The sequence below is a fragment of the Paenibacillus sp. MCAF9 genome (assembly GCF_052114265.1).
GTDB lineage: Bacteria > Bacillota > Bacilli > Paenibacillales > Paenibacillaceae > Pristimantibacillus.
In genome coordinates, this window is the sequence record NZ_JBFREL010000037.1 from 37,136 (window position 1) to 54,909 (window position 17,774).

Annotated in this window: 12 protein-coding genes and 1 pseudogene; 1 reads left to right on the plus strand and 12 read right to left on the minus strand. The window is 45.5% G+C overall.

What is annotated here, in order from left to right; genetic code table 11:
* Positions 1-601: 601 nt before the first annotated feature.
* The 3 genes and pseudogenes from AB4Z45_RS29605 to AB4Z45_RS29615 all read right to left on the minus strand — a co-directional run bounded on the left by AB4Z45_RS29605 (position 602) and on the right by AB4Z45_RS29615 (position 3,778).
* Entirely contained in the window at positions 602-2,968 is a 2,367-nt protein-coding gene (locus tag AB4Z45_RS29605) for an EAL domain-containing protein (protein WP_441912906.1), read from the minus strand.
* Between the two features lie 354 nt (positions 2,969-3,322).
* Positions 3,323-3,407, minus strand: a pseudogene (locus AB4Z45_RS29610) (DUF3934 family protein); the annotation flags it as partial.
* Between the two features lie 176 nt (positions 3,408-3,583).
* A complete protein-coding gene (locus AB4Z45_RS29615; protein WP_441912907.1) occupies positions 3,584-3,778 on the minus strand; it encodes a hypothetical protein in 195 nt (64 codons plus the stop codon).
* A 411-nt stretch (positions 3,779-4,189) separates the two neighbouring features.
* Here AB4Z45_RS29615 and AB4Z45_RS29620 point away from each other — a divergent pair, with 411 nt between their 5' ends.
* A complete protein-coding gene (locus tag AB4Z45_RS29620; protein WP_441884424.1) occupies positions 4,190-4,816 on the plus strand; it encodes an SGNH/GDSL hydrolase family protein in 627 nt (208 codons plus the stop codon).
* An 87-nt stretch (positions 4,817-4,903) separates the two neighbouring features.
* Here the strand turns inward: AB4Z45_RS29620 and AB4Z45_RS29625 are convergent, their stop codons facing one another.
* The 9 genes from AB4Z45_RS29625 to AB4Z45_RS29665 all read right to left on the minus strand — a co-directional run bounded on the left by AB4Z45_RS29625 (position 4,904) and on the right by AB4Z45_RS29665 (position 16,764).
* Positions 4,904-5,893, minus strand: coding sequence for a Gfo/Idh/MocA family protein (locus AB4Z45_RS29625; RefSeq protein WP_441912908.1), 990 nt, complete (start codon positions 5,891-5,893; stop codon positions 4,904-4,906).
* A gap of 52 nt (positions 5,894-5,945) precedes the next feature.
* On the minus strand, positions 5,946-6,584 hold the full coding sequence (locus AB4Z45_RS29630; protein ID WP_441912909.1) for a ThuA domain-containing protein: 639 nt from the start codon (positions 6,582-6,584) through the stop codon (positions 5,946-5,948).
* A 36-nt stretch (positions 6,585-6,620) separates the two neighbouring features.
* On the minus strand, positions 6,621-7,382 hold the full coding sequence (locus AB4Z45_RS29635) for a sugar phosphate isomerase/epimerase family protein (protein WP_441912910.1): 762 nt from the start codon (positions 7,380-7,382) through the stop codon (positions 6,621-6,623).
* Between the two features lie 229 nt (positions 7,383-7,611).
* Positions 7,612-9,228 (minus strand): ABC transporter substrate-binding protein, encoded by a 1,617-nt coding sequence (locus AB4Z45_RS29640; RefSeq protein ID WP_441912911.1) that lies wholly within the window; start codon positions 9,226-9,228, stop codon positions 7,612-7,614.
* Between the two features lie 75 nt (positions 9,229-9,303).
* Entirely contained in the window at positions 9,304-10,215 is a 912-nt protein-coding gene (locus AB4Z45_RS29645; RefSeq protein WP_441912912.1) for a carbohydrate ABC transporter permease, read from the minus strand.
* Between the two features lie 12 nt (positions 10,216-10,227).
* Entirely contained in the window at positions 10,228-11,148 is a 921-nt protein-coding gene (locus AB4Z45_RS29650) for an ABC transporter permease (RefSeq protein ID WP_076270425.1), read from the minus strand.
* 72 nt (positions 11,149-11,220) lie between these two features.
* On the minus strand, positions 11,221-14,028 hold the full coding sequence (locus AB4Z45_RS29655; RefSeq protein WP_441912913.1) for a beta-galactosidase: 2,808 nt from the start codon (positions 14,026-14,028) through the stop codon (positions 11,221-11,223).
* Positions 14,029-14,312: 284 nt separating this feature from the next.
* Positions 14,313-15,374: a LacI family DNA-binding transcriptional regulator gene (locus AB4Z45_RS29660; RefSeq protein ID WP_441912915.1), complete on the minus strand. Its 1,062-nt coding sequence runs from the start codon at positions 15,372-15,374 to the stop codon at positions 14,313-14,315.
* 154 nt (positions 15,375-15,528) lie between these two features.
* A complete protein-coding gene (locus tag AB4Z45_RS29665) occupies positions 15,529-16,764 on the minus strand; it encodes an MFS transporter (RefSeq protein WP_441912914.1) in 1,236 nt (411 codons plus the stop codon).
* Positions 16,765-17,774: the final 1,010 nt, after the last annotated feature.

Sequence of the window (17,774 nt, forward strand, 5' to 3'; positions counted from 1 at the left end):
GAGAGGCGCCGCCCTCCGGGTTTCCTTAGGGTATGCCTAGATATAGAAAGAAAATAATGTAGTAGACATGTCCCAACTGTTTAACAACGTCAGCTATGGACGAGAAACATCTTCTAAGTTTCTTGGGTATATATACTGATAATAAATATCCTCGTTACCTTTTATAAAATGTTCAACTTCAGCACAATATTCTGTATCATCGCCAATTATATCCACATCTTATTTTAAAAGATTAATTAGAACTGCTCACGATGATAGCTTGGGTGGCTTCTGGGGTTACGGACATAGGTTCCGCTATTTATGTCATTTTGCTCTTTTTTAGATTTTAACGGACATAGGTTCCGCTATTGGCTTGAAAACAAGCGCATTGGGGATATTTCAGCACGAATAACGGAACCTATGTCCGTAACATGCTCAAAAACCTCGCAGTTTCTAAAATAGCGGAACTGATGTCCGACAAACTTGGGCAGCTCTTAATTGTAGGTTGGGTATCGGCTGCGGTTACTACGGATAAGTTCTGGTAGCTTTGGCATGTCCCTAATCGGCTTAAACAAGCAGCTATAAGTTAGAATAATTATAGAGGCGCGGTAAGCGCATAACCTCACCTTGCGACTAGCAGTTTATTAAACTCTAGCAATGGGAGCGGCTTATGATAGTAATAACCCTGCGCTTTGTCGCAGCCAAGCTGCTTTAGCTGTTCATATTGATCCAATGTTTCTACGCCCTCCGCAACCACCTGCTTCTGCAGGTCATGCCCCATCGACACAATCGTCTTCACGATGGATAAGCCGCCTTGATAGGCATCCATATCAGTAATAAAGGAGCGGTCAATTTTGATAATAGCAATCGGCAGCTGCCTTAGCACACTTAATGAGGAATAACCTGTACCAAAATCATCAATGGCAATATGTATACCTAAAGCTACAAGCTCATCGAGCATCTTTCTAGCTACATTTAAATTATTAACGACCATGCTCTCCGTAATCTCCAAGCATAACCGATCAGGCTCAAGACCGCTGCTGCGCAAAATCTCCTGAACCTTGTTCACGAAATCCGGCTGCATGAATTGTCTCGACGAAACGTTCACCGACAGCATAAAATCATTCCAGCCTTGCTCCTGCCACAGTTTACCCTGCTGACAAGCTTCCGCAATAACCCATTGCCCAATTTCATTAATTAATCCCGTTTGCTCTGCCAGCGTGATAAATTCTCCTGGGTGCACCATGCCAAGCTCTACCGATTGCCAGCGAATAAGCGCCTCCGCCCCTATCAGCTGTCCGCTTGCCAAATTAATCTGCGGCTGATAATGGAGAACAAATTCCTTGCGTTTAAGCGCTTTGCGAAGATGCTTCTCCAGCTTGACATCTCGCTGTACTAGAGCAATCATCTCATTCGTATACAAACGATACTGATTGCCTCCGCTATGTTTCGCATTGTACATGGCAATGTCTGCCCTCTTGATAAGCCCATCAGAGCTGTCATCATCAAATGGATGGACACTAATTCCAATGCTGCCGCCTAGGTAGAAATCTTGCCCTTGAAGCGTAATCGGCAGCTGAAAGGCTAGATGAATGTTTTCGGCAAGCGACACGATCTCATCATATTCTTCCGCTTCTTTAATTAAAATAATAAATTCATCTCCGCCCAGACGGGCCAGCAAATGCCGATGGTCCACATTTTGGCGCAGGCGCTGAGCAACGTCAATTAAAGCCTGATCACCAAACTGATGTCCAAGCGTATCGTTTATCAGCTTAAAGCGATCCAAATCGATAAGCATGACTCCGAGCAGCGCTTTTGATGATTTCACAGCTTTCAACGAAGCTTCCAGTTCTCGATTAAAGTGATAGCGGTTAGGCAGCTTAGTCAATGTATCGTGATGTGCCAAAAAATGAATGAGACGCGACTCTTCCTGCTGCTGCGTAATATCCCGAATGACCATTAACAAAAACCAATCCTTACCCTCAGCCATCATTTCCGTATCAGCCAAAATCGCACGTTTCTGGCCTTTTCGATTCACTATGGTCAGCTCACGGTTTCTCCATGCATCCTTCGGAAAGGAAGAAGCAAAGGCTTCCTCCATGTCTTTGCGTTCGTTCATAACGATGAATTCAGATAAAGAACGATTTTCCAGCTCCTCTTCCTTCTCAAATCCAAGTATACGAAGCGCGCCTGGATTTACTTCCTTCATAATCATATTTTTGTCGATCATAATGATGGCGGTTGGGGAAAAATGATAAAGCAGCTCATATTTTTTGGATGTAGACGGCAAGAAATCATTTTTCATATAAACACGAAGGGAAATACTCCATATTATTGTTGTCAAAAAAATGACTGAATCTGAAATATAGACATAGGGCGAGAAAGCAGTATATACAATCAAGACCCCGATCGTCGCCAACTGGTAAAATAAATTGGCTTTTAGCAGTATCATAAATCGTTTGCGATCAACGTTATTATTCGCTTTATAATGGGCTATTAGACAAATAGCTATATTAAGCAATGAATACATGACCAAAAAACCATAAATAACAGTCATGGCCGGAGCAGCTTCGATTTGTTTCCAAAAACCTTCTACCCGAACCCCTTCAAGCAAATATTCTCTTCCTCTTATGGCTAGAAGCAGAAAATACATTATAAATGGTATAAAAGCTATGCCTATGGTGCTCCATCGAGAAAGCCGATGATAACTGTTTGTTGCCGTAAGATGAAGCAAAACGCTCATGCTTACCGCGGCTATAGAAGCCGGGTAAACCATATAAGCAGAAATATTCAGCGCATATTCGGCAGACAACAGCTGCTCGAGGTATTGAAAAAAAATCATACTCGCCAGCAAACAAATGGTAAGGAAGGCAAGACGATTCTCAATATGCTTAGCGTTTCGTCTTATAATAACTAAAGCGGTGTCAATCATATACATGACGGGAAAGATAAAGAAGAGAAGAAGCATTATGGATTGATAGTCACTCATATGATGAAGCCACCTCGCTGAACATTATTCAAAAATGCAATTCACATTTTTATCCAAGCAATAGTACCATTATAAAACTTAAATATCGGCAGGACAACGAGAAAAAGACGGTTAAACAGAGAGCTTCCCTGTCTAACCGTCTTTCGTTTCATAAGAGCGCCATGGCTCACGCACAGGCTGCTCTTTGTTATTTCTATTTTCTGCCCTTAGCCGCGCTTCCACCTTTAAATGCGGTACTGCCTTTAGTCATGTTAGCGCTTTTAGCATTAGGCGTATTTTTATCGTCCGTTTTACCTTTTTCGCCTTCAGCGCCTTTAGCACCTTGGTTTCTGCCAAATACCTTTTTCGCTAACTTCTTTTTTTCCCCTGCTTGCCAGCGATTCCAGCCTTTTTTGTCCGTTCCTCTGCCGGTTCCGCCTTTACCCTTTGTACTACTCATATTATCACTCCATCATGTCTTCTATGCCGAGTTAAACCTCATAAAATGCAGCTAAAGCATCTATCAGAATCTTGTTCCTCGTTATCATTACTTATCAGTATACCATTAATCCTGCACTTGGATTCTTATGATGGCTTTTAAATTTTAAATTTCGTTATGCTCTTCGTTTGTTATTCTTAATAAACATGAACCTTATCGCTCATGATTTTCCGAAGAATATTTTTATGACGCTCAGCTCTAAGGACCAAAGCCTTTAGCCCAGCTAACGCTTCACCAGCTTGTTCGAGGTAATACTCGTCGCCAAAAAGCGTGTATAGTCTCATATAATCATTATATTCATCCAGCCATTCATTGAAGTAAGAAGAGATCATACCCATCACTCCCTTAATTCGATTATAGAGCAAGAACATTAAGATTTTATGAAAAAAATAGGAGGAAAAACATAAAATCATTCTAGCTGTTTCTGTTCTTATCTTTTATAGTATATTTTAAAGTTTTCTGAATATTCCCAAAAATGTTTACGCACCATTAACAAATGCTGCCCCAATCTATTTATCCTTCTCTATACTATTAAATAGGAAATAACAGAAAAGTTAAATAGAAACTTCAGTTATAATTGTTTCTTATTTTATGGAAGAAAAAAACAGCTGCTTATTGACCAGAGAATGGAATCCTTTGTATTATGAATTTGCTGACAAATAGAAAGCGCTCACAGCTATCCCGCTGCAAGACATGTTTTATCTTATGAAGACTAGTATTTGAACTCATTGGAGGTCTAAAAAATGACATTAATCGATCAAAACGCAATTGTTCTATTTCAAGGCGACAGCATCACGGATGCTGGCCGCAACCGAAATGACTGGGCAAATCTAGGATCGGGTTATGCAAATCTTGTAACGTCTTTGTTTACGAGTAAATATCCTGAGAAACAAGCTACGTTTCTGAACCGCGGGATATCGGGTGACCGTGTCATTGATTTGGAGCGGAGATGGGAAGTGGATTGCCTTGATTTGAAACCAAGCCTGTTGTCTGTTTATGTGGGCATTAATGATACTTGGCGCCGCTATGACAATAACGATCCACTTAGCACGGAGGAATACTATACCACTTACCGCCGCTTGCTGAGCAGAGCAAAGGAGCAGTTGAACGCTAAGCTTGTTCTAGTCGAGCCTTTCGTGCTTCCAGTAAATGATAGCCAGAAGCAATGGCGTGAAGATCTGGATCCAAAAATTCAAGCTGTCCGAGAGCTCGCTGGAGAATTTAAAGCCATTTATGTTCCGCTTGATGGTTTGTTCGCACAGGCTGCAACGCAGACAGGCCCGGCTTATTGGGCTCCCGACGGTGTTCACCCGTCTCCTGCGGGCGCCGCACTCATTGCTGAAGCATGGCTTCAAGCGGTAAAAGCATAAGCGATTTAGAAAACAGCTGCTTAGAGGCAGCGATACTTATAAAGAAAGGAGTAGGCGCATACGCAGCCTACTCCTTTCTTTTACTAATTATTCATCAGCAGGATAACGAAGACCCCACTGCTTCCTGATCGTATCCAGCGTCTCCATGATTGCTAGCGTCTCATCCAGCGGAATGATTGAACTTTCGAGCCTGCCCTCACGGAGCGCATTCATCGCTTCCTCAGCTTCGAATGAATAACCCTCTGCTTCACGGTCGTCCTCGATCGACTCTGGAGCACCATTTTTTGGGTGCAAATATGCTGATTTACCGAACAAGAAGTTTGGCACATGAATATGCCCCTTCGTTCCATAAATATAAGCATCATTAACCATTTCCAGCTGTACCGCGCCATTCAGCGATGCAGTACGTCCACCTTCATATTCAAACAACAATGAAAACTGCTCGTCTACGCCTGTCTCGCCAAGACGAGCACTGCTCATAATTTTGGATGGCGCTCCTCCGAAAATTAATGATGCGAAGGAAACGGGATAAATACCAGCATCCAGCAGCGCACCTCCGCCAAGCGCAGGATCCAGCAAACGGCTTTCCGGCGCCCAGCCGATATCAAAGCCAAAGTCAGCTTTAAGCATTCGCACTTCTCCGATTTTACCATCTGCAATCCATTCCATAACTTTAAGGATAGGAGGTAAAAACCGTGTCCACATCGCTTCCATAAGAAATACTTGTTTTTCTCTGGCTAATGTTATGATTTCTCTTGCTTCCGCTGCATTCATAGTGAATGGCTTCTCGCAAATGACAGCTTTGCCTGCACGCAATAGGGCGAGCACATTTTCTTTATGGACGGGATGCAGCGTGCCTACATAAACAATATCGATCTCGGAATCTTGCGTCAGCTCTTCAATGCTGCCATAAGCGCGTGGAATATTATACTCTTTGGCAAAACGCTCTGCCTTCTCTAGGTTTCTCCCACCAACTGCGACTAGCTCTGCGCCCTCTGCAAATGCTAAATCTTTAACAAACTTTGAGGAAATCCAGCCTGGACCCAAGATGCCCCATTTCATTGTTTGTACCGACATATCCTTATTCACTCCTCTGAATAAAAAATATACATTTGTTGTTAGCTCCCTATTATCGGTCGCTTCCACCGCACCATTCCAAAGCCTGTTTTATCGTTGCTTGATACTCTTCCATCTGCAGCACGGATAAGAGATGCCCTGGTGTAAGCACGCAAACTCTTCCTTCACCTTGCTCCCTTATCCAGCCCGCAGGCTGCGTGCCGTGCTCTGACTCCGAAGTCATCAACACTTGAATGCGATCGTCGATAACCTCCATAAAATAATGCTCGTCATGTACCGTAAAGTCCTGTGCATGCGCCTTGTCCCATGGCGTTTCGTCCTTATGAACGATCGTAACAGAACAAGCGGCCGGATGATGCTGGAATACCCCGCCTACAAGCTCAAAGAAAACAGGCTCATCACGATAGCCCACCGTTCCTGCATGCAGCACCAGCAATCCTTTTCCTTGCTCGACATAGCTCTGGAATTGCAGCTGAATCTCCTCAGTGAGCCAAGGCGTTGTATCTGTTGCCGACACTTGGTTCGACTTGGCAAGCACAACCACATCCTGCTGATCCATCCACGCGCGCGACCATTCTGATGCATGCTGGGTATAATCGAGCTGAAAACCTTGCTTGCCGAGCGGCTCCAAGCCTTCCTTGATCAGCTTGCCCGGGTGCCAATAATCGTCGCAAATAATGCCGATTTTCATCTCTATCATCCTCTCGCTTCTATATTAGCATTGCTCCTATAGAAATTGTTTTAAATTGTTGAAACTAATAGCCAAGCTCTCAAACGGATCACGTCTGCATACATCCTGCTCGACTACATACCACTCTACTCCAATCTCTCTGCATGCTTCAATAATCGCTTTGAAATTCAAGTTTCCTTCGCCAATTTCGGCGAATACTTGCTTATAATCAACGATTTCCAAATCTTTGAGATGAACAACGCCCATACGGCCTTTAACCTGATGAATCGCATCCACCGGATTTACTCCGCCAACATGTACCCAATAGGTGTCGAGCTCGAATCCAACTGCAGCCGGGTCGCTTTCTTGCTGCAAAATATCCATTCCTGTTCTGCCTGCAAACTTCTGGTACTCAAACTGATGATTATGATAAATAAACTGCAAGTCATGCTCCTGCAGCTTTCTTCCGATTTCTGTCGCTTGCTTTGCAAAGGTGGAATAGCCCTCCCCGCTAGTGCGGTATTCATCCGGAATAGAGCCTAACCCAACATACTTACAGTTCCACAGCTTATGCATTTGCACGGTATTGTCAAAGTCATTGACCATAGAATCAAGACTTACATGCGTTGCACAAATACGAAGCCCTTCGGCATCTGCTAATTGCTTCACTTTTTCTGGAGCAATAGGGCCTATTCCCGATACTTGAACCGCTTCATAACCGATTTCCCTTACCTTGCGCAGCGTCTGCTCCAAATCCGCTTCATTCTGGCAATAGTCACGCAACGTGTACAACTGTACTGCAATATTTGATAAGTTCATTTCTTCGCCGCCTTTATCATAGATTTGGGTTAGCTTACATGGTTATAGATTCATTGTAGCATTATTAATGAAAGCGCTACTTTACTGAGGTTAACCAAGCATACCCCGCCAATTGATTATAATTGACCAAAAGGACGCCTTTCTCTTAAGGGTGTTGAAAAAAGCGCAACAGGAGCCCCGCACTTTAGTGCTTGGAAACCCCTATTGCGCTTCGCAAACTATCTATTCGTTAACCTTCGATCAGCTTCTTGTAAGCATCCATTTGGCGCTGCAATTCTGCAAGCACCTTGTCGTAGCCAGCTGTTTTCAGCTTGCTGCGGAATTGCTCTACGGCTTGAGCCGGGTCTCCTGCTTTACCATACGTAATCGCAGGCCCCATCTCGCCCGATACCTGTGTAATCGCCGTTAATTCAGCTTCTACCGGCGTTTTATCAAATACAAATTGTCCGTAAGGGTAAGGTTTTTTAATTTTTTCATATTCCGCGTACAATGTTTCTTCCAGCTGATCCCAAGTAGTTACGCTCGGAATTTCGAATTTGTCGACACGACCGCCCCAGAAATCCGAATAAAAGGAATCCTTTGCTTCGTTGTAGGCTGCTGGCTGTTGGCGTTTGCCGTCTTTCACTTCGTATTGAACGCCTTCCAAACCGTAGTTGATCAAATGATAAATTTGCTCGTCATTGCGAATTAAATCATAAGCCATTAGAGCGCGCTCAGGGTTTTTGCTGTGTGCTCCAAGCGATGTTCCTCCGTGCGTGATGGAGAGCTCCGTCAAGTTATTGCCGCCTGTACGAGCAAATGGGAACATTTGCAGCTCAGAGCCTGGTTGATCCTTATCCATATTAACGCGCAGCCCGCCAAACGTTTGTGTATGATGCTGATCTAGTCCCGACAATCCAGCGCGCAGTGCGGAGCGGTTGTCGTTTTTGTTGTTCAGCACATCCTCACGCCAGTAGCCTTTATCTGCCCATTCCTTCATTAATGTTGCGAAATTAAGGAATGTGTCTTCGAATACAGGGCTCACTACCGTATACTTCTCTTCAAATGATTTGGTCGTGTACACTGGCAAATAGCCCGTTGAAATTGGAAGCTCTAATTGATCCGTATAGGACGCTGCATATCCGCCAAATGTGCTTGTTGCTGCAACAGCATCCCAAGGAATGACGCCTTCTTTGTTATCTTTAATATATTGCAGGTATTTACCAATGCCTTCCCAGTCTTTAATTGGATCCGTTATGCCTGCTTCCTTCGCCCAATCTCCACGGTAGAAGAAGCCATGGTTAACCCACTGTGTGTAATCATTTTCTGGAATCAAAACGATATTCCCTTTATATTTGCTCTCCGACCAGTCCTCTTCAGGAATTGAATTCCAGGTTTGCGGCGCATATTGCGGCAATAAATCATTCAAATTCATAAACGCACCACGCTGTGCATTGCCCCATGTATCAAGCCAGTCCGTACCAATCGTAATCAAATCCACCGCTTCGCCGGATGCCAGCAGCAGATTATATTTCGTCTGCCAATCTGCCCACTCGACCCATTTCCACTCCAGCTCAGCGTTGATTTTTTCCTTCATCAGCTTATTAACCTCAGCCAGCACCTTCTCGAACTGACCGTTTTTCGGCTTATCGCCAAGTACGACATAGCTGATTTTTACGAATTTGGACGTATCAGCTGCTTTATTGCCATCATCCGTGTTCGTGCTCCCCTTATTGCCGTTTTCCGTGTTCGTACTCCCTTTATTGCCGCTTCCCTTTTTATCTCCGTTGCTGCCGGAACAGGCCGCAAGGCTGATGATCATCATTACAGCGATTAGCAGAGCGGAAATCTTCTTGACGTTCGACATCTCACTTCTCCCCTTTGTTTTCATGATTCGGGCTTCGCCCTTTATGTGAAGAGACCCTTGCAGGCCTGCGGCACATCAGCCTTTTACAGCACCTACTGTAATTCCCTTAATGAAATACCGTTGCACGAATGGGTAGAACAAGATGACAGGGCCGGTCGCAACCACCGCGGTAGCCATCTTCATCGATTCCAGCGGCATATCACGAAGCTGCACATTGGATGCAGCGGACGAATTGCGGATAAAGTCAGCGCTGGTTACGACATTGTACAAAAACAGCTGTAGCGGCCTGTACTTCATATCCGCCGAAAGGAACAGCATCGAGTTGTACCACTCATTCCAGTAGCCAAGAGCGATAAACAGCCCGATGGTTGCTAACGCCGGCGTAGTCATCGGCAAAATCAGCTTTAGAAAAATGGTAAAGTCGCCTGCTCCATCGATCTTCGCTGATTCGGTAATGGCATGCGGGATCGAGCGAACGAAGCTTTTCATCATGATGATGAGAAATGGACTAAGCAGTCCCGGAAGAAGGATGGCAAGATAATTGTCCTTCAGCGTCAAATATTGCGTCATCAGCAAGTAAAAGGGCACAAGGCCGCCGGAGAACAGCGTCGTGAAATAAATGAAAAACGAAATGCCATTTCGATAGCCGAAGTCTGGGCGCTGCAGCGCATAACCCGTCATCGCCACGAGGAAGAGACCAAAGATCGTTCCAACAATGGTGATTCCCATCGTGACAAGGTAGGAGCCAATAATGAGATCGGGGTTTTCAAATACGATTTTGTAAGCAAAGGTGCTGAAGTCGCGCGGCCACAGGTTGAAGCCGTATTTCTTGATTGTGCCTTCTGCTGTCAATGAGGTGCCAAGCACGAGCAAGAAGGGCAATAAACAGCATATCGAAAAACATGTAATGAAAAGATAACCAAAACCTTTGACGATGATGCCACTTATGTCTGTCCGAATGCTGCGTGATTCATCCCTATTTTCCATATGTGACACCTCCTAAAATAACGAGTTTTCAGGCGAGGCCTTCTTCACAAGCCAGTTGGCTGTTAAGACGACTACAAAACCGAACAAGGATTGATATAAGCTTACTGCGCTGCCAAGTGAGAAGTTGAAGTTTGTCATCAGGGCACGGAATACGTAAGTCTCGATAATATCCGTTGTTGGATATAGGGCTGTGTTGTTTGCGCCTACTAAGTTGAAAAACAAACCGAAGTTGCCTTTAAGAATGCCGCCGAGCGAGAACAGCATCAAGATGATGAAGGTTGGCTTTAGCCAAGGAAGCACGATGTAAATAATGCGTTGGAAGGCGTTGGCGCCGTCAATTTCGGATGCTTCGATAATTTCATTGTCCAGCCCCATGATGGCTGCAAAATAAATGATCGAACCGTATCCAGTGGACTGCCATAGGTAGGTGAGTACGATGATAAACGGCCATATTTTCGGATCAGAATAGGTTTTGACGGGCTCCATGCCTAACGATTCCAGCAAGCTGTTCAATAAGCCGTAGTCATAGCTCAAGATGTTGTACGCGATAAGCCCGATTAGAACGGCAGATATAAAGTGAGGTAAAAACATAAGCGTTTGCGTGATCTTCTTGAACCATTTGCGCCGAATCTCATTCAGTAGAATAGCTACAAAAATTTGCATGACATTTCCGAGCACAATGAATACCAAATTGTAAGCTACCGTATTAAATGAGAGCCGCCATAAATCACCATTCATGACGAGAAAGCGAAAGTTGTCAAATGCAACAAACGGGCTTTTGAAGATGCCATCGGAATAGTTGTAGTTAATAAAAGCTAGATACAAGCCGGGCATCGGCAAGTAAGCAAATATAAGAAAGAAAGCGATGGCCGGCAAACACATGATTAATAACGTTTTGTTGTTCCAAAATCGTCTAAGCTTGCCGCTGCTCATTCGCTTCTGCTTCCTTTGGGGAGCCCGCTCGACTATGGTCGTTTCCATCCTTCTTCCCCCTTGTCGTCATTGCTAGACGGATATGAATTGAATTGCTTCCAAACACCCTTGCTTCTCTTGATCAACCGCTTCCAGCAGTATCGTTAAGCTTCCTTCTACACCCTCATACCATGCTCCCGGCAAGTAAAAGGAATCCGGGCTTCCGCCTGACATGACAGGCCTGCTCGTTTGGCTTGGCAGCCATAGTCGTCCAACGATTCTTCCTTCCAGAAACACTGTCATTTTAAGGCTAGTGCCGGAAACCTTCGCTCTCCACCCTTTGCATGCTTCTGAATTCACGGTAGTCGCATACAGCCATGCGGTTTCACCCGGCTCCAATGAGATGGGGAATTCAGTTGTTCCGCTTTGAGACCGCAAGCTTTCCGCATGCTCCAGAAGCTCTTCCTCCTCTGCCGCATAAACTGCAAAGTTGTCGGCCTCTTGGCCTTCATACAAGTAAACCTGCCCGGATGGTAAACCAAGCACTCTCTCAACGAATACAGTAAGCTCTACGGATTGCCCTGCCGTCACATGCTCAGAGATATTAAAGTATGGATCAAACGGATGCACCTCGCCTATTTCCTTTCCGTTTACAAAGAGCCGAGCAAGTGATTGAATGCCTTGGAAATGCAGCGTCCACGAGTCTGCCGCTTCCGATGCACGGAATGTTTTTCGGTAATATTCGAAAGCCGGATGATCAGGAGACATCCAGCCGCCAAAGTTAACGATCGGCCACATGCTGCAATCGGGCGACTCGATCAGCTCCTTGCGCAAAATCCGATCCGCAGCCCGGTAGACACTCCAGTTACGGCTAAGGTCTCTAACCTCTGTAATGGCTGACAATCCTTTAATCCCCTTCATCGCATGCAATCGAAGCCCGGGAAGCCTAGCATCGTCAAAGTTTGAATGTCCCCATATCTCCACTCTGGCAAGCAGCTTTCCATCTTGTAGGCCATTGCTTAAATGAAGATAAGTACTGCCTCCCCCAGCCACTGCCGTTCCAGCGTATTCTCCTCCCGCATACAGCGACACAACATCACTGCCTGAGCGAATAAGAATACCTTTTACCGCTTTGTCTTCAGGCAGTCGAACCGTCGCTTCATACCAAGCATACCCTCGGTAAATTTCATGCTGTTCTAAGTAATCTGCTTTTCTTGAAGCGGATGGGCCTCTCTTATCCTTTTTATTCATAGGTGATGCCGCATCAAAATAATTTAGGCGCCACTCAGCAGCTGCCATTTCAGTGCGATCCGAATAATGGAGCGGCTTGCCATGATTAATGGTGTCATCAGCATCGTTTAACCCTTCTGAATAAAGCGCTTTCATTCTGTCGGTAATAAATAGCTTCAACGTATGCCCATCCGAAGTAATAATGGAACAGACGCTATCTTCTTTACCTTCAAAGGCGATCCTGACCTTGCCTCCCTCTATCGTTTCCACAGTTGCATTCAGAGCTTGCATATCCACCGGCGCTGCATCTAGCAGCAATACAATTTCACCATAACCTTCTGTATGAAAAGCGAGACTTGCACCTGTATCATTTGTTTCTGCCATATATAGCTCCGCTGTCGAGCTCTCTAGTGATCCTTCTACTCCCCAATGCTGTAGAGGAACTTGAGAAGGCAGCGCCAGCGACCTGCCCGATTTGAGCTTAAAGCTGCTCGCAGCTTTTGTATTCGTATCATTCTCCATCACGATGGCTAGTTCTTTATCCTGATCATCTAAATTCGTAACAAATAGGAGTTTTCCGCCGCCCTTTAACTGCAGGGCATAGGGGCCAACAACTCTATCGCTTTGTCCAATCAGCTTCCAATCCGTGCTTAAGCCTTGGCTTTCTGCCTCAGCAAGCGGAGTACCGTAAGCTGCAATCATCCGTCCAAGCAGCCTGCCTTCATATGCTTCCTCGCGGATATGCCCTTCAGGAGAAATCATGCCGCCAAAATCATAGTCCGACGTCATAAACGCTAGCGGCTTGCCCCAATTGTTCGTCGCATTCGTGAAGCCAAAATCCGTTCCCGATACCTGCAAATACGGACCGAGCAGCTTGGCGCCGCAGGAGAGCAATCTACGTAGGAGGTAATGTGCACGGTTCGTCTCCGTTACGAGCAGCGGATAACCTAGTTTAGCCAAGGTTCCACTGTAGTGAAGCACCTTGTCTTCAAAATCAGCCTCCCGATTATCTGGATAGAAATTACAGGTTGGCACCACATCCTCTGCGAGTCCCGATGCTTGCAGCAAGCCGCCCTGACCAGCACAAGCGAACAGCGGCACGGTTATTCCGTGATTAAGCACCATATCGCGCAGTGCACTAATATATCCTTTGGGGTCATGACAATCATAGAAATCGAGCTCATTATCCAGTTGAACACCGATTACCGTTCCGCCCTCACCTGCTTGGTTCTGCTTTAGCAAAGGCAGGATGTGATCAAACCATTTGGAAACATAGCCGAGGAATTCAGCATCGTTATCGCGAAGCTTCAGTCCCTTCGTAAGCAGATAAGCCGGAAGTGCTCCGCCATCCCACTCCGAGCAAATGTAGGGGCCAGGTCTTGCGACGACGTATAGTCCTACTTCGGCAGCCGTTGTCAGGAATGCGGCGATGTCATGCTCTCCGCTGAAATCCCATTCTCCTTCTGCTGTTTCATGATAGTTCCATGGAAAATACACATCGATGCTGTTATAACCAAATGCCTTCAGCTGCTCCATCCTCTCCTTCCAAAGCGCGCTTGGAATACGGAAGTAAAACAGCGAGGCACATAGCAAAATATGAGGGGTTTCCTGAATCTTCACGGCATCCGCATCAAATCGCACGGCTGCTTTCGCTCCAATGTCCATAACCATGTCAAAACCTCCAACGAATTAGACTAAAAAACCGAAATGTGTAACCCGTTTCATGTAACCCGTTACATTTTTAGATAAAAATAAATACACGTCATGACCGGGATAAACAGAACGCAATTCTGTACGGTTCGCTGATGTGTATTTATGTGTTGGCTTCTGGAAAGAAGCGATCTCGCTGTAAATGTAACGGGTTACATTATTGTAGGTGACACCTTGTTATCTTTTCACATTTTGATTGTATTCAACATTGTAAGCGTTGTCAATAATTATTTGAAAACGCAATTTTAAGCATTATTTTGCTTTGAAGGTGGAGCTGTAGACTCTCTTACAACGAGCTCCGGCCTTAATTTGGTGCTCTTATTCACTTTGTTTTTCGTAATCATTAGGTGGAGCAGCTCCGCTGCGTTCCGGCCTACCTCATAACATTTTAGAGAAATCGTCGTTAATTCTGGAATGCTGTTCGAGGCATAAGGAATATCGTCAAACCCAATCAGCGATAGGTCCTGCGGCACGCGAAGCCCTGCTTTGTGAGCAACCTTCATAACGCCGATAGCTACTAAATCGTTCGCGCAAAATATAGCGGTTGGTCGCTCGGGCAGCTCCAGCAGTTGATGCATTAGCTTCTTACCCGCTTCAACGGAAAAGCCGCCATCGCGTATCCATTCCTTGCGAGTCTGGACTCCGTTTTTTTCCATCGTTTTCACAAAACCGCGAGTACGCTGAATCGTATTGGACATGTTTTTGTATCCGCCAACAAATGCAATATCCGTATGTCCTAAGTCAATCAAATGCTGTGTCGCAAGCTCTGCGCCCTCCAGCTCATCGGCATATACACGAGTCATCCCTTCACCGGGGAGATTGCCGTTAATGAGCAGCAGCGGCACGCGTTTACTAGCTTCAACCACTTCACTTACAAGAGCTTTGCTTGGCTTAGCAAGGTTAATTCGTCCGCCTATCATCACAATCCCGTCTACTTGCTTCTCCATCAGAATACTCAAATATTGGGACTCTCGCACATATTGCTCTGCTGAATCTCCGTTCGTTGATACCGTATCGCATAGAAAAAAAGTGTAGCCTTTGCTGCGCGCTTCTTGATCCAAGCCTGACAAAACCTCTGGAAAAAAAGGGTTCGTAATATCTGGCAAAATAACGCCTATCATTCCCGTTTCCTTCTTAAACAGGCTTCTTGCAATGGCATTCGGCTGAAACTGATGTTTCGCAATTAACTCCATAACTCGCTCTCTGGTTGACTTTTTTACCGGAGCCGTATTATTAATGACGCGCGACACAGTGGCTACTGAGACGTTCGCTTCCCTAGCAATATCATATACAGTAACCGGCTTGATAGCAGCTCACTCCTCAGTCCAAAGTTCTATTCTTCAGTAGAATAACAGACTTTTGTTTAAATAGAAACGAACATTTCCTATTATTTACAACGAAAGCCAAGAGGAACTAGAGCGCTTTCCCCTAGACTCCGCTTGGCTTGTGCTGCCTATTTATTCACTTTTCTCCGAGTGAAGCTCGATAGGCTGTCTTCGTTTTCACCATCTCATGCCTCCGCTTTATCCATACACTCACGCCAGCTGCTGCCATAATCATCCCCGTGGCGACAAAGATCCAGTGGATGCCTAAGGCTAGGCCTAACAAACCTCCGATGAGCGGACCAAGCATCGCACCGAACTGATTCGCACTTGTCGTTAACCCAAATGATCTGCCTCTAAACTGCTCATCTGTGCTTTGGACAACCAGCGTATTGACGATAGGCGATATGCCAGCCATAAACAAACCGAATATGAATTGCACGATAGCGAAAAGCCATAATTGTTGGACAAAAAACTGCATGCTAATGATTGATCCCGCGCAGAGCAGGCATACGACGAGAATCCGGTAGAAGCCCTTCTTCTCACCAAGCCTTCCCCAAACTGGCGATGCCAAAATGCCTGCTATTCCGATAAGCGAGAGCACAAAACCAGCTGACAGCTCCGCTCCTTGCAGCCCCCCTTGCAGCTTGGCAATATGAAGGGTAATGAGCGGCTGTATCATATTAATCGATAGCTGAACGATAACGAGCAGCAGCAGCATACTCATGAGTGCACGATTGCGAAAAGCCATCCGATAAGTGATTGGCTTTTCTTTTTTCTTTCCGGCCGCTGCCCCTTCAGATGTGTCCGCTTTGCCTTCCCTCACCCATACAATAACCGCCACTGTCGCAGCTAAAATAATAAACGCAGCGACAACAAAGGATCTGCGAAGTCCAAATGCTTCAGCCAGCAGCCCGCCGAATAATGGTCCGAGAATACCGCCAGTCATCGTACCCGCTTGCATCATGCCAAGGCTCCAGCCAAGCTTCTCCTTCGGTGCAACTGATGCTACGATCGACATGGATGCTGGAACAAATCCACCCACAAAGCCATGCAGCATTCTCACGCCAACGAGCTGCCATGGCGTATGCACAAAAGCGATCAGCGCATAAATAATAGCTAAGCTGAGTCCTGCTCGTATGACCATTTTCCGCTTCCCATACTTGTCTGCAAGCATCCCCCATAAGGGAGCCATCACTGCTCCGACGAGGAAAGCTGAGGAATGCACAATTCCAGCCCATAGGTTGACGGAGCTTTCCGGCACCCCCAAATCGAACAGAAATAGCGGCAGGAACGGTACGGACATCGTATAGCTTGAGCTGCAAAAAAGAACGCCGAACCATAAAATCCACATGGTACGCTTCCATGGTTCCATACTCGGCAACCTCCAGTCTGCCTTGCTTTGCAATTTCCGTGTCATTTACACTATTAACCACTATACGCCTCCTTTACCATTTGTTCAAAAACCACTATAAGGTGCAAAAACAAGAAAACCCGAGACAAACCACGTCAAATGATGGTTAACGAGGTTATTTGCGCTTAGAGGGACAGTCTGGAAAATGGCATCTTAATTCCTAGAGTGCAGCCTCTCTATAATCAGCTGCCGCCATTTTATCCCCAAATAACAGAAGGGGCTGTCCCAAAAGTTAGAACCTATGCGTGCTTACTGCTCCATTTCCACCTCGAACAAACGCTGCCGTAACCCTGTAAGCACATATTTGTTCTTACAGACAACAAACCTAGCCTTTTCTCTCGCTGTAAGAACCTATGCGTGCTTATTGCTCCATTTCCACGTCGAACAAACGCTGCCGCAACTCTGTAAGCGCATATTTGTTCTTACAGACAACAAACCTAGCCTTTTCTCTCGCTGTAAGAACCTATGCGTGCTTACAGCTCCATTTCCACGTCGAACAAACGCTGTCGTAACTCTGTAAGCGCATATTTGTTCTTACTGACAACAAACCTAGCCTTTTCTCTCGCTGTAAGAACCAATGCTTGCTTACAGCCACATTTCCACCTCGAACAAATGCTGCCGTAACTCTGTAAGCACATATTTGTTCTTACAGACAACAAACCTAGCCTTTTCTCTCGCTGTAAGAACCTATGCGTGCTTACAGCTCCATTTCCACCTCGAACAAACGCTGCCGCAACTCTGTAAGCGCATATTTGTTCTTACACATAACAAACCTAGCCTTATCTTCAGCTTTAAGAATCTATGTGTGCTTACTGCTCCATTTCAACCTCGAACAAACGCTGCCGCAACTCTATAAGCGCATATTTGTTCTTACAGACAACAAACCTAGCCTTTTCTCTCGCTGTAAGAACCTATGCGTGCTTACAGCTCCATTTCCACCTCGAACAAACGCTGCCGCAACTCTGTAAGCA